22 protein-coding genes are annotated in these 20026 nt (G+C 70.6%); 16 read left to right on the plus strand and 6 right to left on the minus strand.

The genetic code is table 11. From position 1 onward, the window contains the following. Nucleotides 1-142: 142 nt before the first annotated feature. Together nrdR and BSB02_RS27110 are read left to right on the plus strand one after the other, a co-directional pair. The gene (nrdR, locus tag BSB02_RS27105; RefSeq protein ID WP_084963375.1) at nt 143-598 is read left to right on the plus strand and encodes a transcriptional regulator NrdR; all 456 of its coding nucleotides are present in this window, start codon (nt 143-145) and stop codon (nt 596-598) included. Then, entirely contained in the window at nt 595-4701 is a 4107-nt protein-coding gene (locus tag BSB02_RS27110) for a vitamin B12-dependent ribonucleotide reductase (protein ID WP_084963254.1), read from the plus strand. The genes nrdR and BSB02_RS27110 overlap by 4 nt, the downstream gene beginning before the upstream one ends. 150 nt (nt 4702-4851) lie before the next feature. Here BSB02_RS27110 and BSB02_RS27115 read toward each other — a convergent pair whose 3' ends face one another. Beyond that, entirely contained in the window at nt 4852-5220 is a 369-nt protein-coding gene (locus BSB02_RS27115; protein ID WP_084963256.1) for an ester cyclase, read from the minus strand. A gap of 82 nt (nt 5221-5302) precedes the next feature. Between BSB02_RS27115 and BSB02_RS27120 the strand changes: the two genes are divergently transcribed. From BSB02_RS27120 to BSB02_RS27130, 3 genes are all read left to right on the plus strand, one after another. Continuing rightward, a complete protein-coding gene (locus tag BSB02_RS27120) occupies nt 5303-6508 on the plus strand; it encodes an amidohydrolase (protein WP_084963258.1) in 1206 nt (401 codons plus the stop codon). A gap of 108 nt (nt 6509-6616) precedes the next feature. Then, a complete protein-coding gene (locus BSB02_RS27125) occupies nt 6617-7723 on the plus strand; it encodes a PrsW family intramembrane metalloprotease (RefSeq protein ID WP_084963260.1) in 1107 nt (368 codons plus the stop codon). A 47-nt stretch (nt 7724-7770) separates the two neighbouring features. Beyond that, nucleotides 7771-8397, plus strand: a complete 627-nt coding sequence (locus tag BSB02_RS27130; RefSeq protein ID WP_084963262.1) for a pyridoxamine 5'-phosphate oxidase family protein — start codon at nt 7771-7773, stop codon at nt 8395-8397. Nucleotides 8398-8400: 3 nt separating this feature from the next. Here BSB02_RS27130 and BSB02_RS41130 read toward each other — a convergent pair whose 3' ends face one another. Next, a complete protein-coding gene (locus BSB02_RS41130; RefSeq protein ID WP_169729441.1) occupies nt 8401-8571 on the minus strand; it encodes a hypothetical protein in 171 nt (56 codons plus the stop codon). Nucleotides 8572-8805: 234 nt separating this feature from the next. After that, nucleotides 8806-9792, minus strand: coding sequence for a LysR family transcriptional regulator (locus tag BSB02_RS27135; protein ID WP_084963264.1), 987 nt, complete (start codon nt 9790-9792; stop codon nt 8806-8808). 96 nt (nt 9793-9888) lie between these two features. Between BSB02_RS27135 and BSB02_RS27140 the strand changes: the two genes are divergently transcribed. From BSB02_RS27140 to BSB02_RS27155, 4 genes are all read left to right on the plus strand, one after another. Next, the gene (locus tag BSB02_RS27140; protein WP_084963266.1) at nt 9889-11340 is read left to right on the plus strand and encodes a GNAT family N-acetyltransferase; all 1452 of its coding nucleotides are present in this window, start codon (nt 9889-9891) and stop codon (nt 11338-11340) included. A 205-nt stretch (nt 11341-11545) separates the two neighbouring features. Further along, nucleotides 11546-12637, plus strand: a complete 1092-nt coding sequence (locus tag BSB02_RS27145) for an MFS transporter (RefSeq protein ID WP_084963268.1) — start codon at nt 11546-11548, stop codon at nt 12635-12637. Nucleotides 12638-12726: 89 nt separating this feature from the next. After that, nucleotides 12727-12978, plus strand: coding sequence for a hypothetical protein (locus BSB02_RS27150; RefSeq protein WP_084963269.1), 252 nt, complete (start codon nt 12727-12729; stop codon nt 12976-12978). Between the two features lie 188 nt (nt 12979-13166). Further along, nucleotides 13167-14675 (plus strand): recombinase family protein, encoded by a 1509-nt coding sequence (locus BSB02_RS27155; RefSeq protein ID WP_084963271.1) that lies wholly within the window; start codon nt 13167-13169, stop codon nt 14673-14675. Here BSB02_RS27155 and BSB02_RS27160 read toward each other — a convergent pair. The 3 genes from BSB02_RS27160 to BSB02_RS27170 form a co-directional block, all read right to left on the minus strand. Further along, a complete protein-coding gene (locus BSB02_RS27160) occupies nt 14672-15421 on the minus strand; it encodes a hypothetical protein (RefSeq protein WP_143591209.1) in 750 nt (249 codons plus the stop codon). The genes BSB02_RS27155 and BSB02_RS27160 overlap by 4 nt on opposite strands. A gap of 8 nt (nt 15422-15429) precedes the next feature. Continuing rightward, nucleotides 15430-15888: a hypothetical protein gene (locus BSB02_RS27165; protein ID WP_084963276.1), complete on the minus strand. Its 459-nt coding sequence runs from the start codon at nt 15886-15888 to the stop codon at nt 15430-15432. 116 nt (nt 15889-16004) lie between these two features. After that, a complete protein-coding gene (locus BSB02_RS27170) occupies nt 16005-16694 on the minus strand; it encodes a helix-turn-helix domain-containing protein (RefSeq protein ID WP_158088735.1) in 690 nt (229 codons plus the stop codon). Between the two features lie 192 nt (nt 16695-16886). On the opposite strand from BSB02_RS27170, the gene BSB02_RS27175 reads away from it, so the two are divergent. The 7 genes from BSB02_RS27175 (at nt 16887) to BSB02_RS27200 (ending at nt 20024) form a co-directional block, all read left to right on the plus strand. Then, nucleotides 16887-17156 carry a helix-turn-helix domain-containing protein gene (locus BSB02_RS27175; RefSeq protein ID WP_084963280.1) on the plus strand — a complete coding sequence of 90 codons (270 nt, stop codon included), beginning with the start codon at nt 16887-16889 and terminating at the stop codon, nt 17154-17156. Beyond that, a complete protein-coding gene (locus BSB02_RS43150; protein WP_276206359.1) occupies nt 17153-17284 on the plus strand; it encodes a hypothetical protein in 132 nt (43 codons plus the stop codon). Before BSB02_RS27175 ends, BSB02_RS43150 begins: the two co-directional genes overlap by 4 nt. Next, nucleotides 17281-17475: a hypothetical protein gene (locus BSB02_RS27180; protein WP_084963282.1), complete on the plus strand. Its 195-nt coding sequence runs from the start codon at nt 17281-17283 to the stop codon at nt 17473-17475. Before BSB02_RS43150 ends, BSB02_RS27180 begins: the two co-directional genes overlap by 4 nt. A gap of 505 nt (nt 17476-17980) precedes the next feature. Continuing rightward, nucleotides 17981-18607 (plus strand): hypothetical protein, encoded by a 627-nt coding sequence (locus BSB02_RS27185; protein WP_084963284.1) that lies wholly within the window; start codon nt 17981-17983, stop codon nt 18605-18607. A 76-nt stretch (nt 18608-18683) separates the two neighbouring features. After that, nucleotides 18684-19106, plus strand: a complete 423-nt coding sequence (locus BSB02_RS27190; protein WP_143591212.1) for a hypothetical protein — start codon at nt 18684-18686, stop codon at nt 19104-19106. 151 nt (nt 19107-19257) lie between these two features. Further along, a complete protein-coding gene (locus tag BSB02_RS27195) occupies nt 19258-19722 on the plus strand; it encodes a lamin tail domain-containing protein (RefSeq protein ID WP_084963288.1) in 465 nt (154 codons plus the stop codon). A 98-nt stretch (nt 19723-19820) separates the two neighbouring features. Continuing rightward, the gene (locus BSB02_RS27200) at nt 19821-20024 is read left to right on the plus strand and encodes a BldC family transcriptional regulator (RefSeq protein WP_084963290.1); all 204 of its coding nucleotides are present in this window, start codon (nt 19821-19823) and stop codon (nt 20022-20024) included. Nucleotides 20025-20026 lie beyond the last annotated feature (2 nt).

A 20026-nucleotide genomic window follows, 5' to 3' on the forward strand; every position in this document is an offset into this window, starting at 1 on the left:
AGTCCTACGTTTGGACCACAACATCTAGTAGTTACACCGATGTAGTTCACCACAACTTGTGTTTCGTGACCGCGCCGTGGCGGGCCGTGGCGTCGGCGTGAGCGTACGGGGACGAGCCTTTGACTCGTGTTGGGAGGCCATGGTGCACTGTCCGTTCTGTCGCCATCCCGACACGAGAGTCATCGACAGCCGGTCCACCGACGACGGGGCGGCGATCAGGCGCCGGCGGACGTGTCCCGACTGCGGGCGCCGGTTCACCACGCAGGAGACGGTCCTGCTCATGGTGAGCAAGCGCAGCGGGGTGACCGAGCCGTTCTCCCGGGACAAGGTGGTCGCGGGTGTGCGCAGGGCCTGCCAGGGCAGGCCGGTGAGCGAAGACTCGCTGGCCCAGCTGGGGCAGCGGGTCGAGGAGGCCATCAGGGCCAAGGGCGTCGCCGAGATCCCCTCCAACGAGGTGGGCCTGGCGATCCTGGGGCCTCTGCGCGACCTGGACGAGGTGGCCTACCTGCGGTTCGCATCGGTATACCGCGGCTTCGAGAGCCTGGCGGACTTCGAGGCCGAGATCCAACAGTTGAAGGCGGAAAAGGGGGAGCGATGACGGAGACGGTCAGCGGTTCAGTGTCGCGCAAGCGCAAGGGGCTGAAGATGAAGCGCATCTTCACCCGGCCCGGCGTGCACCCGTATGACGAGATCACCTGGGAGCGCCGCGACGTCGTCATGACGAACTGGCGCGACGGCTCGATCAACTTCGAGCAGCGTGGTGTCGAGTTCCCCGATTTCTGGTCGGTCAACGCCACCAACATCGTCACAACCAAATACTTCCGCGGCGCCGTCGGCACGCCGCAGCGTGAGTGGTCGCTGAAGCAGCTCGTGGACCGCGTGGTCGGCATGTACACCAAGACCGGCCTGGAGCACGGCTACTTCGCCACCCCCGAGGACGCCGAGATCTTCGACCACGAGCTGAAGTACGCGCTGACCCACCAGATCTTCGCCTTCAACTCGCCGGTCTGGTTCAACGTCGGCACCAAGTCGCCGCAGCAGGTCAGCGCCTGCTTCATCCTGTCGGTCGACGACACCATGGAGTCGATCCTCGACTGGTACAAGGAAGAGGGCGTGATCTTCAAGGGCGGGTCCGGCTCGGGCGTCAACCTGTCGCGGATCCGCTCCTCCAAGGAGCTGCTGTCCAGCGGCGGCACGGCCAGCGGCCCGGTGTCGTTCATGCGCGGCGCCGACGCCTCGGCCGGCACGATCAAGTCCGGCGGCGCCACCCGCCGCGCGGCCAAGATGGTCGTGCTCGACGTCGACCACCCCGACATCGAGGAGTTCATCGAGACCAAGGCGCGCGAGGAGGACAAGATCCGCGCGCTGCGCGACGCCGGGTTCGACATGGACCTGGGCGGCAAGGACATCGTCAGCGTGCAGTACCAGAACGCCAACAACTCCGTGCGCGTGTCGGACGAGTTCATGCGCGCGGTGGAGAAGGGCGAGAAGTTCGGGCTGCGCGCCCGCCTGTCCGGCGAGGTCATCGAGACCGTCGACGCCCGTGACCTGTTCAGGAAGATGGCCCAGGCCGCGTGGGAGTGCGCCGACCCGGGCGTGCAGTACGACGACACGATCAACGACTGGCACACCTGCCCCGAGACCGGCCGGATCACCGCCTCCAACCCCTGCAGCGAGTACGTCCACCTCGACAACTCCTCCTGCAACCTGGCCAGCATCAACCTGCTGAAGTTCCTCAAGGACGACAACACCTTCGACGTCGCCACCTTCGTCAAGCTGACCGAGCTGATCATCACGGCGATGGACATCTCCATCACCTTCGCCGACTTCCCGACCGAGAAGATCGGCGAGACCACGCGGGCCTACCGCCAGCTCGGCATCGGCTACGCCAACCTCGGCGCGCTGCTCATGGCCACCGGCCACGCCTACGACTCCGACGGCGGCCGGGCGGTCGCCGCCGCGATCACCAGCCTCATGACCGCCACCTCCTACCGGCGCAGCGCCGAGCTGGCCGCCGTGGTCGGGCCGTACGACGGCTATGCGCGCAACGCCGAGGCGCACAAGCGGGTCATGCGCAAGCACGCCGCCGCCAACGACAACCTGCGCACGGTCGGCGCCATGGACGCCAAGATCCACACCGAGGCGTCCAAGCAGTGGTCGGAATGCCTCAAGCTGGGCGAGAAGAGCGGCTACCGCAACGCCCAGGCCTCGCTGCTGGCGCCCACCGGCTGCCTCACCGGCGACACGCTGGTGACCACCGACCGCGGCCTGATGCGCCTGTCGGAGATCGGCGACGTGTACGGCGACCGCTGGCAGGACCTCGACATGACGGTCTCCACCGACGAGGGCCCGCGCCGGGCGACCAAGTTCTTCGTCAACGGTGAGGAACCGACCCGCCTGATCCGGACGGAAGGCGGCTACCAGGTCCAGGGCACGCTCACCCACCGGATCAAGGTGGTCGACTCCGCGACCGGCGCGTGGGAGTGGAAGCGACTGGCCGACATCGAGCCGGGCGACCTGGTCCCGATGCAGATGCGCACCCTTGTGGGTGAGCCGCGGCGGGTACCGCTGCCCGTCCTTGACCAGGCCCACTATGCGGGCGACCGCGGCGTCGTGGTCCCCGATGCGGTGACGCCCGAACTGGCCGAGCTGGTCGGCTACTTCATGGGCGACGGCAGCCTGCACGCCAAGGGTATCCGCCTGTGCGTCGCCGACGCCGACCTCGACGTGGTCGAGCGTATCCGCATCCTCGCCAAGGGTCTGTTCGACCTGGAGCCCGTCGTGACCGCGCAGGAGGGCTACCACGAGGTCACGCTCCAGTCGGTACGGCTGGCGCGCTGGTGGCAGGCGGCCGGCTTCGCCAAGGACCTGCCCGGTGTCGACCATGTCGGCAAGGGCTGGACGCCGCGCGTGCCGTCGGCGATCCTCGAGTCCAACGACCCGCAGGTCTACACCGCCTTCCTCCGCGGCCTCTTCGAGGCCGACGGCACCGTCACCGAGGGCGTGCCCAGCCTCTCCACCGCGTCGGCGTCCTTCGCCGGCGAGGTGCGCACGCTCCTGCTCGTCCTCGGCATGGTCAGCACCACGCGGCAGACCGTCAGCGGCTTCGGCGGGCCGATCTTCCAGGTACGGCTGCGCAACGTCGACCACGCGCTCCTCTTCGACGAGCTGGTCGGTTTCATGGGCGACCGCAAGAACCGGCTCGTCGCCGAGCTGGAGCCGGAGCGCTCGGCCAGGAAGGACTACGTCGTCCTGCCGCGTGAGGTGTGGGAGTCGCTGGTTCCCGCCGGCCACCCGTCGCGTGAGGCGGTTCTGCAGTCCGTCCGCAAGCACGGCGGCGTCGTCCGGATGCTCGCCAGGACCTTGTTCGAGGAGACCCGTGACGAGCGGCTGGGTCACGCGCTGACCTACGCCTTCGAGCGGGTCGAGGCCAACGACGACGGCGGAGTCCAGCCGACGTATGACCTGTCGGTTCCTGAGAACGTCACCTACGTGGCCAACGGCATGGTCAGCCACAACACCATCGGCCTGATGATGGACTGCGACACCACCGGCATCGAGCCGGACCTGTCGCTGGTGAAGTTCAAGAAGCTCGTCGGCGGCGGCTCCATGCAGATCGTCAACCAGACGATCCCGCGGGCCCTGAAGACCCTTGGCTACCAGCAGGAGCAGATCGAGGCCATCGTCGAGTACATCGCCGAGCACGGCCACGTCGTCGACGCCCCCGGCCTGCGCAAGGAGCACTACGAGGTGTTCGACTGCGCGATGGGCGAGCGGGCGATCGCGCCCATGGGCCACGTGCGCATGATGGCCGCGGTCCAGCCGTTCCTGTCCGGCGCCATCTCCAAGACCGTCAACCTGCCCGAGTCGGCCACGGTCGAGGACATCGAGCAGGTCTACATGGAGGGCTGGCGGCTGGGCCTGAAGGCGCTGGCCGTCTACCGCGACAACTGCAAGGTCGGCCAGCCGCTGTCCAACGCCAGGAAGAAGGACGAGGACAAGGCAGAGGACAAGGCCGAGCCGCAGGTCAAGGTCGTCGAGATCAACCGGCCGAGGCGGCGCCGCCTGCCCAACTCGCGGCCCAGCACCACCACCCGCTTCACGGTGGGCGGCGCCAAGGGCTACATGACGGCCTCCTGCTACCCCGACGACGGGCTGGGCGAGGTCTTCCTGAAGATGTCCAAGCAGGGCTCCACGCTGGCCGGGGTCATGGACGCCTTCTCGGTGGCGATCTCGATCGGCCTGCAGTACGGCGTGCCGCTCGAGACGTACGTGAGCAAGTTCGTCAACATGCGCTTCGAGCCCGCCGGGATGACCGACGACCCCGACGTGCGCATGGCGACCTCGGTGATGGACTACATCTTCCGCCGCCTGGCCCTGGACCACCTGCCGTACGAGGAGCGCGCCGCGCTCGGCATCTTCTCCGCCGCCGAGCGTGCCGCCCAGCAGCGCGGCGAGGACCCGGCGGCCCTGGTGGAGCCGCCCGTCGACCGCGACGCGCTGGCCCAGTCCGCGCCCATCGAGGTCAAGCCGCCGGCGCCGCAGCCGGAGGACAAGCCGGCCAGGGAGCAGCTGACGCTGGAGAGCCACCAGCGCTTCACGGCCGACGCGCCGCTGTGCATGACGTGCGGCACGAAGATGCGCCCGGCCGGCAGCTGCTACGTCTGCGAGGGCTGCGGCTCGACCAGCGGCTGCAGCTGAAACCCGGGCCGGCCCGCGCGGTCGCCGGAAGTGACGTCGAGCCGTCCGGGGGTTGAGCCCCGGACGGCTCGACAAGGTCGCGGCGTGCCTGATCGATGCGGCCGCGCTGCCTGGCCGCCGTGCCGTGCGGCCGGGCCGCGCCGAGCGGGATCACCGTTCCAGCTGGGCGGCCAGGCCCTCGGTGTCGGACACGACCCAGTACTCCGCGATCTTGCCGTCGGACACGCGCACGATGTCGTGCCCGCTGAAGGCGACGCGGCGGCCATCGCGCGTCCCGCTGAAGGTCCAGCGGGCGGCCACGAGGTCGCCGTCCACGATCGGCCCCACGTCGAGCGTGACCGAGACGTCGGTGAAGGGGGCGTGGCCCTGCCGTACGATCGCGGCCAGCTCGTCCGGGCCGTGCACGTCCAGGCGCGGCCAGTGGCCGGTGAAGTCGGGCGTGACGAGCTCCCCGGCGAGGCCGACGTCGCCGTTCCAGAGCTCCAGGAGCCATCTGCGGTACAGGTCGCGAACATCCATGCCATCGACGATGCCCCGCTGGAGGCGGCCGATGCGCCTGGGGCGGTCGGGTCGGCCGGAAAGCGCTGTAGGTTGTCGCTTCATGAATGTGGCGATAACGGGCGGATATGTGGTGCCCGTCGACGGCGACCCCATCGACGGCGGCACGGTTCTCATCCAGGACGGCAAGATCACCGCGGTCGGGGCGGACGTGACGATCCCCGACGGCGTGGAGCGGGTCGACGCGGCGGGCCGGTGGGTGCTGCCCGGGTTCGTGGAGGCGCACGGGCACGTGGGCGTGCACGAGGAGGCCGAGGGCTGGGCCGGTCAGGACACCAACGAGATGACCGACCCGAACGGCGCCCGGCTGCGCGCCCTTGACGCGATCAACCCGGCCGACCTGGGCTTCGCCGACGCGCTGGCGGGCGGGGTGACCACCGTCGTGATCAAGCCGGGCTCCGGCAACCCCATCGGCGGGCAGACGGTGGCGGTCAAGTGCTGGGGCAGGACCGTGGACGAGATGCTGGTCCGCGAGCCGGTGAGCGTGAAGAGCGCGCTGGGGGAGAACCCCAAGCGGGTGTACGGCGACCAGAAGAAGCTGCCCTCCACCCGGCAGGGCGTGGCCGCGGTGATCCGCGACGCCTTCCGCGCGGCGCAGGACTACGCGGCCAGGCGGGCGCGCGCGGAGGCGGAGGGCAAGCCGTTCGACCGGGACTCGACGCTGGAGGTGCTGGCCAGGGTGCTGGACGGCGAGCTGCCGTGGTGCCAGCACGCCCACCGGGCCGACGACATCGCCACCGCGTTGCGGCTGGCCGAGGAGTTCGGCTACCGGCTGGTGGTCAACCACGGCACCGAGGGGCACCTGCTGGCCGACCTGCTCGCCGAGCGCGGCGTCCCCGTCATCATCGGCCCGCTGTTCACCAGCCGGTCCAAGGTCGAGCTGCGGCAGCGGTCGCTGCGCAACCCCGGCATCCTGGCCCGCGCGGGCGTCGAGATCGCGATCACCACGGACCATCCGGTCGTGCCGATCCACTTCCTGGTCCACCAGGTGACGCTGGCCGTCAAGGAGGGCCTGGACCGGCGGACGGCCCTGCGCTCCATCACGGTGAACCCGGCGCGGATCATGGGGCTGGACCACCGGGTCGGCGCGCTGAAGCCGGGCCTGGACGGTGACGTGGTGATCTGGTCGGGCGATCCGCTGGACGTCATGAGCCGCGCGCTGCGGGTCTTCGTCGGCGGCCGGGAGGTCTACGGCTACGGGGAGGACGGCGGCACGGTCGCCGACCCCTTCTACCGCGAGAGTCGCTGACGCTTCCACCGCGCGAGCCGCTGAGGCTTCTCCCGCGAGAGCCAATGACGGCGGGCTCCTCCCTCGGGTATCAATAGCGCTCGAAGGGCACTCGAGAAAGGCACGCCGTTGAGCACCGTCGGACACCGCCGCCCGCCCGCCCTGCGCCCGCGCCCGGCCAGGGGCCTGATCGCCGCCCTGGTGATCTCCAGCGTGTGCGTCCTGCTCACGCTGGGCGCGTTCCTGCTGAGCGGCGGCGTCCTCGGCTTCGGGCTGTCCCTGCTCATGGCGGTCGCGCCGCTGCCGCTGCTGCTGGCCGGGGTGCTGGCGCTGGACCGGCTGGAGCCCGAGCCCGGGCTCAACCTGGCCTACGCCTTCGCCTGGGGCGGCGGCGTGGCCGTCGTGCTCACCCTGGTGATCCACGGCCTGGGCGAGGCGGCCGTCCTGCACGCGGGCGTCGGGCGGCGGGCCGCCGACCAGCTCGGCGCGGTGGTGTTCGCGCCGGTCATCGAGGAGGCGCTGAAGGGCCTGGTGCTGGTGCCGCTGCTGCTGCGGCGGCGCAGGGAGATCCACGGGCTGACCGACGGCGTCATCTACGCCTCGATGTCCGCGCTGGGCTTCGCCGCGGTCGAGAACGTCGGCTACTACCTGATGGTCTACTCCGAGGAGGGGGTGGGCGGCGCGGTGGGGCTGTTCGTCGTCCGCGGCCTCATCGCACCGCTCGGCCATCCGATCTACACCTCGCTGATCGGGCTCGGCGTGGCCTACGCCGCGACCCGGCGCGGGGCCTTCCGGTTCGCGGCCATCCCGCTCGGCTACCTCGGCGCGATCACGCTGCACGGCCTGTGGAACGCCATGGCCACCTTCGGCGGGCTGCCCGGCCTCGCCGTGGCCTACCTCGTCATCATGCTGGTGCTGGTCGCGCTCATCGCCGTGACGGTGCGGGAGCGGCGCAGCCTGGCCGCGCGGGTCCGGCCGTACCTGTCGAAGTACGTGCACACCGGGCTCGTCACGCCCCAGGACCTCGACATGCTCGCCTCGCTGCCGGCCCGGCGGGCGGCCCGCAAGTGGGCCGGGGCGCGCGGCCTGGGCCGGGCCATGGGGGAGTACCAGCAGGCCGCCACCGAGCTGGTCATGCTGCACGAGCGCGCCGACCGCGAGGGCATGGACCCTGGGGCGTTCGCGGCCGAGCGCGACGCCCTGCTGGGGATGATGGCCGCCGTCCGCCGCTGGTGAGGTCGTCCGTATAGTTCGGGGTAGATCCCTGGACGAGAGGATTCCTCATGACGTGGGCGGAAGTCACCTCAGAGCAGGAACTGCGCGAGATCCTCGGAGAGGTCATGCCGCGGGCCGCCGCCAAGGACCGGCCCAAGCTGCACGAACGCGACCGGGAGTGGCTGGCCGCCTCGCCGTTCTGCCTGATCGCCACCAGCGCCGCGGACGGCACCTGCGACGTCTCGCCCAAGGGCGACCCGCCGGGCTTCACCCACGTCATCGACGACACCACGATCGCGATCCCCGACCGGCCCGGCAACCGCCGGGCCGACGGCTGGCGGAACGTCCTGTCCAACCCGCACGTCGGGCTGATCTACCTCATCCCTGGGCGCAACGAGACGCTGCGCGTCAACGGCCGGGCCCGGCTCCTGCGCGACGCGCCCTTCTTCGACGAGATGGTGGTCAAGGGACACCGGCCGCGCCTGGCCCTCGTGGTGGAGATCGAGCAGATCTTCTTCCACTGCGCCAAGGCGTTCCTGCGCTCGCGGCTGTGGCAGCCCGAGACCTGGCTGCCGGACGCGCTGCCCTCGCACGCGGCCCTCGTCAAGGAGGTGCAGACGACCCGGGAGACGCTGGAGGAGCTGGAGCGCTACTACTCGCCCGAGAACTACAACGCCAAGCTCTACGCGGGCTGAGCGCTAGGCCGCCGGCGTGGGGCCGCCGGGGAAGCGGATGACGTTGCGCCCGCTGTAGGCGCGCAGGTCGACGACCTTGGCGTCGGCCGGGGACGGCCTACGGCGGGCGGCCGACCGGATGTCGCGGACCTTGTGGCGAGCGACACGTGGCGGCACCACCACAAGCCTCTTCATGCTCGAACCCCCCGACAGGACTCACGTGTAACAGGAGTCTGTTTACACAAATCCCCGTAAGTTTCGCGTAAGCCTCAGTACGGCAGGCGCCGGCCGGACGGCGACCGCAGGTCGAGGTCGGCGGGCCTGCTCGGCCTCCGCTTGGTGGACTTGACGATCCTCGTCCGTCTCATCGGTCTGCCCCCCTTCTCGGCTTACCGGTCCGAGTCCTGCTTGTGGGCGAATGTATGCAACCTAGTCAGCCCGCGCGCCGGGCTCAATGCATTTCTCCACATTGTGAGACAGCTTGTGAGACAGCTTGTGAGACGGCGCCCTGGCGGCGAGGAGGTCGGCGATCGCGCGGACGGCGGGCGTGGCCGCGTTCCCGCGCCGGGTGGCCACGTGCGTCAGGCGGCTCAGGCGCGTCCCGGCGATCGGCAGGAGCCGCACGCCGGGCGGCACGCCGTACTGCGCGGCCGGCTCGGGGACCAGCGCGGCGCCCAGCCCGTGGCCCACCATGCGCAGCACCACCGCGTAGTCGTCGGCGGTGTGCGTGATGCGCGGCCGGAACCCCGCCAGCGCGCAGGCCCGCTCGGCCAGCTCGTGGTCGGCCGAGCCGCGCGATCCGGCGATCCACTCCTCCTCGCGCAGCAGCCGCAGGTCCACCTCCGCCCCGGCGGCGGGATGGACGGCGGGATGGACGGCGGGATGGGCGGCGGGCAGCGCGACGAGCACGGCCTCGGCGCCGGCCGGCTCCAGCAGCACGCCGGGCGGGGGCTGCTCGGGGAGCAGGTCGTAGGAGTAGACGAGGGCGACGTCGCAGCGCCCGTCGCGCAGCTCCTCGATCGCCTCCCCGGGTTCGAGCTCGTGGACGATGACGTGCAGGTCCGGGTGGCGCGAGCGCGCCGCGGCGATGGCGGGCAGCAGCCGGGCCACGATCGCCGTGGCGAAGCTCGCCACCCGCACGGGGCCGCGCGGCGTGCCGGCGGCCCGCAGGTCGGCCTCGGCCGCGTCCAGGGCGTCGAGGACGGCCTGCGCGTGCCGTACCAGCCGCTCTCCCTCGGCGGTGAGCCGCACCCGCCGCCCGGCCCGCTCCAGCAGCCGCACTCTCGCCTCGCGCTCCAGCGTGGCGAGCTGCTGGGACACGGCCGAGGAGGTCATGCCGCAGGCCGCCCCGGCGGCGGTCATGGTGCCGCGGCGCGCGAGCTCGCACAGCAGGCGCAGCCGTACCGGATCCAACATCCAGTTTTCCTTAGCGGTCAGTGAAGGAAATCGAAGTGGACCTTCGCATTTGAGCACACGAGACTGGCCGGGAGCCATCTGAGGGAGGCGTGGTCGATGCGTGACGTGACGGTCGTCGAGGTGGGGCAGACGCTGGGGTCGTCCTCTCGGACCAGGGACCGGCTGGCCGACGGGGCCGCCCGGCTGGCCGCGCTGGTTCCAGGCGCCGAGCGGGTGCGGGTGGCGGTGGAGGAGACCTTGGCCGGTACGGCCCGGCGCACCCGCGAGGCGCTGGAGGCGGCGCGGGGACGCCTCGTCGTCACCGTGGGCGGCGACTGCGGCGTGGAGCTGGAGCCGATCGCGGCGGCGGCGCGCAGGCACGGCGACCGGCTGGCCGTGGTGTGGTTCGACGCCCACGGCGACCTCAACACCCCGGCCACCTCGCCGTCCGGGGCCTTCCACGGCATGGTGCTCCGCACGCTGCTGGGGGAGGGTCCGGCCGGCCTGGTGCCCTCCCCGGCGCTCAAGCCGTCGCAGGTGGCGCTGGCCGGGGTGCGGGCGCTGGACCCGGACGAGGCGGAGTACGTCGGGCGGGCCGGCATGGGCGATGAGGCGGCCCTCCCGGCGGACGCGGCGGTGTACGTCCACGTCGACCTGGACGTGCTGGATGAGGCGTGCTTCCGCTCGGTGGGTTTCCCCACGCCCGGCGGGCTGCGGCCGGAGGAGCTGCTCGACCACGTCGCGGCGCTCGCCGAGCGGCACGAGGTCGTCGGCCTGGGGATCACCGAGTACGAGCCCGCCCGGCCGCAGGACGAGGAGCTGCTGGCCCGGCTGGTGCCCGAGCTGGTACGGCTGTGCGCGGCCTCCGGCCCCCTCCAGATCGAACGGCGTGCCGCCCGCGCCTGGCCCGCCGAGGTGGCCGAGACCCGCGGCGGCTGGCTCCTGCGGCACACGCGGGGCGCCGACCGGCGGCGCTGCAACTCCGCGCTGCCGCCGCTGCGCGGGGCGGCCGTGGAGGAGGCCGAGGCGTTCTACCGCGAGCGCGGGCGGGAGGCGAGCGTCCAGGTGACCCCCGCGAACCACCAGCGGGCGCTGGACGGGGAGCTGGCGGACCGCGGGTACCGCGCGCACACGCCGGTGGCCGTGCTGGTCGCGCCCACCGCCGAGGTGATCTCGCGAGCGGTTCCCCGCCTGCCCGTGGAGACGGTGGCGGACCGCGGCACGTGGGCGGAGATCTTCACCCGTCTCGACGGCCGCGCGGGCACCCGCGAGATCGTCTCCCGCATCGCCACTCCCGCCGCGTTCCTCGCCGCCGAGGGCGGGACCGGGACGGGGCTGGTCGTGGCCGACTCGGGCTGGGCAGGGGTCTTCTGCATGGCCACCGAGCCCGGCCACCGCCGCCGGGGTGTGGCGACCGCGATCCTGGGACAGGGCGCCCGCTGGGCGGCCCTCCAGGGCGCCGAGCGCATGTACCTCCAGGTGGAGGCGCGCAACGAGGCCGCGATCGCGCTCTACTCGCGGCTGGGCTTCACGTTCTCGCACGACTACCACTACCGTTCCCGCCCCTGACCCCGCCTTCCTCCCAGGGGCGGAAGGGGTGCGCCCCCGACCCCGCGCCGCCTTCCCAGGGGTGGAAAGGGGCACGGCCCGCAGCCTCTGTTCCCTCTCCCTCGCCCCGCAGGGTGGGAAGTGGCGGTACGGCGGGGCGCGGTGACGGCGAGCGGCGCCTCCGGGCCCCGGCACCACACAGGGGGCGTGAGGGAAGATCGGACGCATGCCGTTGATCGTGGTGTGCGCCGCATGGGGCGTCTTCTGGGGCTCGTGGGCCGCGCTGCTGCCGGCGGTCAAGGACCAGCTCGGCACCTCCACCGCCGGTCTCGGCCTGGCGCTGTTCACGGTGCCCGTCGGCGCGATCCCCGCGATGGCCCTGACCGGGCGGCTCGCCCGCGGCCGGGAGCGCACGGCCCTCGCCCTGTCCACGGCCGCGTTCGCGCTGAGCATCCTGGCCGCCGCCCCCGCCTCGACCCCCCTCACGCTCGGCCTCGCCCTCCTGCTCGTCGGCGCGTGCAGCGGAGCGCTCGACGTGGCGCTCAACATGGCGACCGGCAGGGCCGAGCGGGAGAGCGGGCGCCGGCTGTTCCAGCCGGTCCACGCGGCCTTCCCGGTGGCGGTCATCGTGGCCGCCCCCGCCACCGGCCTGGTCAGGGAGCTCGGCCTGGGCATCCCGGCCGTGCTGGGCGCGATCAGCGTCCTCGTCCTGGCCGCCGCCCTGTCCCTGGCCCGCTTGCCGATGGGAGCGGAGCCGCCGCCGCCCCCGCCGCCCGGCAAAGCCGCCCGCCGGCGGGACGGCCTGGCGCTCGGCGCCCTCGCCGCCTGCGTGCTCATCATTGAGAACGCCGTCGAGCAATGGTCGGTGCTGCTGCTGGAGGAGCATCGCGGGGCCGGGACCGTGCTGGCCGGTACGGCTCCCGCCGCCTACATGCTCTCCCTCACCGCCGGACGGCTCATCGTCCAGGCGGCGCCCCGGATCACCGCGGCCACCCTCCACCTGGTCGCCGCGCTCGGGGGAGGGGGCGGCATCGCGCTCGCCGGCCTGGCGCCCACGTCCTGGCTGTCCCTCGCGGGCTTCTCGCTCACCGGCCTGGCGCTGGGCCCGCTGGTGCCCGCCATGCTCAGCCGCGCCGCCGCGGCCGACCCGCAGGGCAGGCTGGTCTCGGCCGTCTCGACCGTCTCCTACACCGGCTTCGTCGTCAGCCCCCTGCTCGTCGCCGCGCTGTCCGCCTGGCTCACGCTGCCCTGGGCCCTGGCCGCCCTGGGGCTGCTGGCCGTACCCCTCCTGATCCCCCTGATCGGCCGCTCCCGCTAGCCAGACGCACGACAGGCGGAAAGATGGCGCTCCGTTGGCCGGAAGGGGAGACGCGGCCGGGTATCCCCTCCAGCCAGAGGAGGGACAAGATGGCCGTCTGTGAAACCTGTGGCAACGACTACGACCTGAGCTTCGAGGTGCACGCCCAAGGCGCGGTGCACACCTTCGACTCCTTCCAGTGCGCGATCCACGCCATGGCGCCGATCTGCGAGCACTGCGGCGTCAAGGTGATCGGGCACGGCGTGCAGGCGGGGCGCAACTGGTACTGCTGCGCCCACTGCGCCCGCGAGGAGGGGGCGACGGACATCGTGGACCGCGTCCCGGAAGGCGCGTCCGCCTAGGGATCCGGTCGTCCGAAAAATAAGGAAAACTCCCTACGAGTGTGGAGCGAAAGGTAACTACGCTCCTGTCCCGTGCAAGGTACTCCCGTGGGGCGTTGGCTGCCCGCCTTCCTCCTGCTCGCGCTGATCTGGGGAAACAGCTTGCTGTCTAGTCGCTAAACACAACTCTTTTCGCCTAGGCTCGCCGCATGACCCCCAAGAGCCAGCAGATGATCGGGCTGCTCTACGCGCGCAAGTCCACCTATCGGGCACGCCGTGGAAGCTTCGAGCAGGGCCGATCCGTCCGCGAGCAACTGGACGAAGAGCGTGCCTGGTGCGCGGCCAACGATGTCGTCGTAGGTGGAGAGTACGTTGACGACGACCGGTCCGCCTCACGATTCGCGACCAGGGCGCGCGAGGAGTTCGAGCGGCTGATCGCCGACATCGAGGCGCGCAAGGGCCACATCGTCGTCTGCTGGGAGTCCTCTCGCATGCAGCGCGACCTGGCCGTGTATGTCCGCCTCCGGGATGCGTGCTGGCGATCTGGGGTGCTGTGGTGCTACAACGGGCGCGTCTACGACCTGTCCAAACGGGACGACCGGCGGGTGACGGCCTACGACGCGATCCGCGACGAGGACCAGTCGGAAGCGATCTCCGAGCAGGTGCAACGGGCGATGCGGGCCAACGCCCGGGCCGGCCGCCCGCACGGCAGGCCGCTGTTCGGGTACCGCCGCATGCACGACACGGCGACCGGGAATCTGGCCAGCGTGGTCGTCGACCATCTGCCGCGGACGTCATTCAAGCTGGCCTGTGTCCAGCGCCATGCGTTCGTGGAGATTGGCACCTACACGCGTGCCTGGATCGTGGGAGAGATCTTCGCGCGCATCGCAGCACGGAAGTCGATCAACTCGACCGTCAAGTGGCTCAACAACTCCGGCATCGTGACGCACATGCGCAGCTTGTGGGCGCACGCAACGATCCGCGGCATGGTGACCAACCCCGCCTACATCGGCAAACGCAGCTATAAGGGCCAGCTCATCGGAGATGCGATCTGGCCGCCGCTCGTCGAGGAGGCCGTGTTCTACACCGCCAACGAGGTCCTGGCGAGTCCCGAGCGGCGCACGAACCGGGACGGGTCGATCAAGCACCTCATCAGCATGATCGCCGAGTGTGCGATCTGTCGCGCGCCGGCCGCGACCGGCAAGCATCGCGGCAACTATCGCGGCTACGTCTGTTCCACCCATCGCCACTTCTTCTGCCGCACAGACATGGTCGACCGCTACATCGAGGCGGCGTTGGTCAGACGGCTTGCCGAGCCGGACGCGGTCGAATTCTTCGCCCCCGAGGTACCCGGCGATCGGGTGGCGGAGGAGCGCGCCAAGATCGACCGGTGGAACGCCGAGCTCGCGCAAGGCGAAAAGCTCGTCGAGGACGGCGAGATGTCGATGGAGTTGCTGGCCAGGATGGAGCGGCGGCTGCGGCCGTTGATCGAGGCCGCCGAGGCCCGCATCCGTGCCGCGTCGACGCATCCGTTGCTCGCGTCGCTGATCCGCCCGGACGTGGAGGAGGTCTGGGCGGAGTGGCGGCGTCTCGACATCGCACAGCGGCGGTCGGTGATCCGGGCGACCATGGCGTACATCCGCCTGTCGCCGGTCGGCCAGGGCCGCCGCAACGTCCCACCATCGGAGTATGTCGACTACAAGTGGCGGCGGCCCTAGTCGAGCAGGCAGGCGTCGACGTCGGCGAGCGGGTCGAGCGGGACGCGTAGGTGGATGCCGCCACATGCCGCCGGGGCTGGCTGCTCCGGCGTGGTGGCCGCCGGCGGTCCGGGATCCCGGATGGGGGTCGTGTCGGCCGGGGCGTCGTCACCGGGCGAGCTCGTGGCCGGCGTCGCGGGTTGGGTGGTCTCCGGCGCGTCGTCGGGTGTGCGCTCGCGGGGTGTGCGGTCCGGCTCGTCGTCCGGTCCGGGCCGCTCCACGGAATCGTTTACCTCCTGGCGCCGGTCAACGCGGCTGTCGTCGCGGTCCTGCCGTGGTGTCGCCCGGGGCCGCTCGGCGCGTGGTGAGCGTGAGCGGGTCGTCGTTGGCTCGGGCCTGGCACTGGTCGTGGGAGAGGGCTGAGCGGTCACGACGACGGGCGGCGGCGCGGCGCCGCGCTGAGGCTGATCGCCCTCGGTGAGCTGTACCACGGCCGCCGCTCCTAAGGCGGTCACAGCGGCGGCCATGACGGCGGCGCCGGCGGGTGTCCGAGCCTTCTTGCCGACCCATCCGGCGGCGGCGACGACGACGGGGAGCGGCAGCCAGGCGTGGTATTCGCGCCGTAGGGCTGCGCGTGCGGCGCGGCGGGCGGTCCGCTGCTCCTCCTCGGTGAGGCTCTCGTTGATGAGGATGGTCACCTCGTCGTCCGCCCGGTGAAGAGTCCAGTCCTGCCCCTCGGGGAGCGGCGCGGTGATGACGCGGGGCATGCGCGAGATCATGATTCCCCCCTTCGCTGCCGGATCTCCCGCACGACCGTGACGAGCTGCTGCCAGTCCCGCATCTCGCGCAGCGGGTCCGGGTCGGTGGGCCGGTCGCGCCGTAGGCCGATCGTCCATGGCTCTCCGTCGATCTCGACGGTCACGGCGCGGTACGGCTCCCGCTGTGGGGTGCGGACCGCGGTGACGTACTCGCGAGGCGGCATCAGGTCGGGATCCAGGCCGGCGGTGCGGGCCTCTCGGCGGCGCCAGAAGGTCAGCTCCTGCTGCGCGAGAGCGAGCTCGGCTCGGACGGCGGCCAGCTCTGTCTGAAGCTCGGCGGCGCGTTCCGTGGAGCGGGATGCCCAGAAGCTCAGCGCGGTGACGCGCTTGACGCGTTGCTGGACGCTGTCGAGGAGGCGCTGGGCGTCGTCGAGGAGTTCCTCGTCGGGCTGGGGATGCTGCTGGGAGTGCGGCATGGAGATCGTCCATCTGTAGTGCTGTTTGCGCTTCCCAGGCGTATCTTCTATGGCACGTTCCCCATTGGGAGATTTCTACCGCTTTAAGATCCTCGTGACCAAGTCGTTACTTTCTGTCACCCTGTCTCGCGGGTCTCCTGGTACGGCTGCTCAACGACGGGCGCGGCGGGGGACTCGCTGATCATGTCCTCCAGCAGGCGGACGACCGCTCGGCGTTGCCACTCGACGGTTTGAGGCCAGAGCTCAAGCAGACGCCGCATGTATGGATCGACAGCCTTGACCTCCGGCTCTGAAATGCGCGCTGCTCGTCGGATCAGCTCGCGGAGGACCGCAGCCGCCCGCTCATGTCCAGCTTCGGCTAGTTGTTCGGGGATGACGCCTGCGGTCAGCGCGACGCGAGCCACCACATTCGCCCGGCTGGGATCTTCGGCCCGCGCAGCCTCGATGGATGGCGAGCCCGACGCAACGTCCCGCCACTCCTCTTCCGTCACACCTGCGATCTCTGTAGCTTCCCGCTCGGTAAGGTGCCGTCGCTCCAGGCCGTCGGCGATGAGCTCCGCCGCCGTAGGGAATTGAAAGCCGGAAGCTCGACCTGCGGCTATGTCCTCAAGGGCGCCGCCCACCCATCCCAGAGCCTTTTCGATCTTTCCGCGCGTGGCCGCCTGTGGCCACCGCTCTCCCGACTCAAGGTTGTAAATCGTCTTCACGTCAACACCCGCTCGCGCCGCGAGTTGCTGCTGCGTGAGACCAAGCTCGCCGCGCCTTGCGATCACAAACTGGGCGGCTCGTGCGCGGTCTCGGCTCATGGTGACCATCATGCCGGGAACAACTGGGAACATCCACACGCCCCGAGGCCCAAAGACGTGCTTGGTTACGAGAACCTGGCAAGCAGGTCAAGCCCAAAATCGGGAAGCTCTAGAGATCATCTTGCTGTTTCTTCCCTACTCTTCCACGTTCCCATCTTGAGATATTCCCTGTTGTTCCCTAGTCTTGCCGGTATGGCAGGCAGTGAAGAGCTGGACCCCGAGGCCGTGCGCATCGGTGCCACCATCCGAGCGCTGCGCGACGCGCTGGGCTGGACGGTCGGCGAGCTAGCGAAGGCGGTCGACAAGAGCCACGCGTACCTCTCGAACATCGAGCACGGACGCAAGAAATGCCCGCCCAAGCTGTGCCGAGAGATCGCCGCCGCTCTGGGTGTCCCGCCTGCTGCGATCGTCAGCCCCGCCTATGACGTGGAGAGCCTCACGGCTGAGGCGAGGTCGGCATGACGATCACCAACGCTCCGCACCCGAAGAAGAAGCCCAAGCAGCAGTGGTGGATGTGCATGCACTGCAAGACCAAGAACGATCCCGACTTCCACCCCAACAAGTGCCGCGGGTGCGGGAGGGACCGATGAGCAGCTTCGCGGAGCTGTGGCAGTCCCTGCCCGCGTGCTCCCGCGAGGCGATCGAGGCATCGGTCGCCGACGCGCCGCCCTTCACGACCGACGCCGCCCGCACACTGCGCCGCGTCTTCGCCGGCGCCGGCGACCGGATCGCACAGCGGCGCGCCACCCGAGACGTCCACTCCATCCGGGGGGCGGCATGAACGCGCCCGGTAGGCAGGGCGTGTCGCGCCGCGTCACGGCTAGGCACGGCAGGGAACGGCGGGGCTTGGTGCGGCATGGTGCGGCAGTCGAGGCGCGGCCGGTCAGGGAGTGGCTAGTCCGGGCTGGGCAACGCATGGCAGGCGCGGCATCGCAAGGCGCGTCAGGGCTCGTCCCCGCGAGGCTCGGTGGGGCTGGGCCAGGTTCGGCAGTCGGGGCATGGCAGGTCAAGGCCAGGCGCGGCTCGGCTTGGCTCGGCGAGGCAGGGCCAGGCGAGGCAGGTCTTGGCGCGGTCGGGCAAGGCTCGGTCGGGCAGGCGTGGCGAGTCTGGGCGAGTTCCGGCAGGTCACCGCTTGGCCCGGCATGGCAGGCGCGGTTCGGCTCGGCACGTCTAGGCGCGTCCCGGTGCGTCCAGGTGTGGCATGCCCCGGCCACTTCCGCCTTCAACGAGAGAGGTCCAGCCATCTCGCGACGGCTGGACCTCAGCAACCAATCGAAAGGCTAGCAATGGCAGCGAAGAAAAGCGATGACGCCACGGTCGAGATCGACCGCATCGCCGCGGAAACCATCCGCGTGCCGATCGTCGGCACGACGCCGCTGATCATGCACAAGTTCAGCGAGAAGGCCAAGCGGCAGATGCTCGACAACATGCAGGGGCGCAAGTCCCCGAAGGAGCCGAAGGATCCGCTGGCCGAATACGAGGCCGCGTTCTATCGGCTCAAGGACGGCAGCCCTGGCTTCCCGTCGATCGCGTTCAAGGCGGCCACGGTCGGCGGTGCCCGCTTTTACTCGGGCGTCACCATGACCGCGCTCAAGCAGTTCATCTTCTTCCGTGGCGAAGTCGGTGATGACGGCCGGGCGCTCACCCGTATCGAGGGCGAAGCGCAGATGCGCGAGGACGTCGTCACCGTCGGCCGCGGCGGAACCGACCTTCGCTACCGGCCCGAGTTCCGGGAATGGCGGGCCGTTCTGGAGGTCACCTACGTCACCTCCGCCCTCACTCGCGGCTCGGTGCTCTCGCTGATCGACGCCGGCGGCATGGGTGTCGGGGTCGGCGAGTGGCGGCCCGAGCGGGATGGCGACTTCGGCTGCTACCAAGTCGACCCGACCAAGGAAGTCGAGGTCATCAGGTGAGTCAGGCGTCTCCCGGCATGGTTTGGCAAGTCGTGGTCCGGCAAGGCTCGGTCCGGCTCGGCATGGCAGGTGCGGCATGAGCCTCCGCGACCATATGCAGGCGATCTACGACCAGTACGGGAAGCTCACGCCCGAGCTGGTGGTCGAGGTGGCGAAGGAGCCGGACCACCCGCTGCACGACCGGTTCGAGTGGGACGACTCCGTCGCCGCCGAGGCGTGGCGGCGCGAGCAGGCGCACCGGCTGATCCAGAAGTGCAAGGTCGTCTACCGCGAGGCCGACGACAAGAACCCCGAGCAGAGCGTCCGTGCCTTCCACGCGGTGCGCAGCGAGAAGGGGCACGTGTACGAGCCCGTGGAGCGCGTCACGGCCGACCCCTTCATGGCTCAGCTCGTGCTCCAGGACATGGAGCGCGAGTGGAAGGCGCTCAAGCGCCGCTACGAGCACTTCAGCGAGTTCTACGCGATGGTCCGCCGCGACCTCGACAAGGACGCGGCGTGACCGGCAGGCGTGACGTGGCTCGTCCCGGCGCGGCTTGGCCCGGCAGGGCTAGGCGGGGTCCGGCTGGCGAGGCCCGGCACGGCAGGCATGGCATGGCATCCCAGGTAACCCAACGGACGGTCCTCCGTCCCCAACCAAGAAAGATCACTCGATGAAGAAGATCGTCCTCACGCTCGTCGGCGGCATCGCCGCCTTGGGCCTGTCCTTCGGCGTCACCGCCGCATCGGCCGACGAGCAGGGCACCGGTCTCCAGATCGTCCGCGTCGACTACAACGTCAAGGGCGTCGACACGAGCGCCAACGCCTACCAGGAGTCGGTGCGCGTCCAGAACAAGGGCGCGACGCCCGCCTCCCTCGCGGGCTGCACCCTGGAGGACCTGACCGGCCACACCTACCACTTCCCGGCCAGCTTCAGCCTGGCGCCCGGCGCGTACGTCAACGTCCGGACCGGCAAGAGCCCCTCGACCGACCCGGCGAACTGGTGGAACAGCCCGGTCAACCTCTACTGGAACCGCACCAGCCACATGTACGGCAACTCCTCGGACTCCGTGACCTTGGAGTGCGGCGGCTCCCGCCTGGACCGGGTGGCCTGGAACGACTTCGCCATCCGCCCGTAGCCGAGCAATCAAAGGGCCCGGGCTGCACCACCAGCCCGGGCCGCGCCGGAGGGACCCCCGGCGTGTCCAACCCTACTCCCACTGGAGGGACCACCCCTATGAGCACCAAGAACTTCGACGCCGAGCCGCTGCTCACCCCCGCCGAGGTCGCGACCATGTTCCGCGTCGACCCGAAAACTGTCACCCGCTGGGCGAAGGCGGGCAGGCTCACCTCGATCCGGACGCTCGGCGGGCACCGCCGCTACAGGGAGTCCGAGGTCCGGGCGCTGCTGAAGGGCGACGACCCGAAGGCGAGCGCGTAGCC

It is taken from the genome of Thermoactinospora rubra, assembly GCF_002093975.1.
In the GTDB taxonomy this organism is placed as follows: domain Bacteria; phylum Actinomycetota; class Actinomycetes; order Streptosporangiales; family Streptosporangiaceae; genus Nonomuraea; species Nonomuraea rubra_A.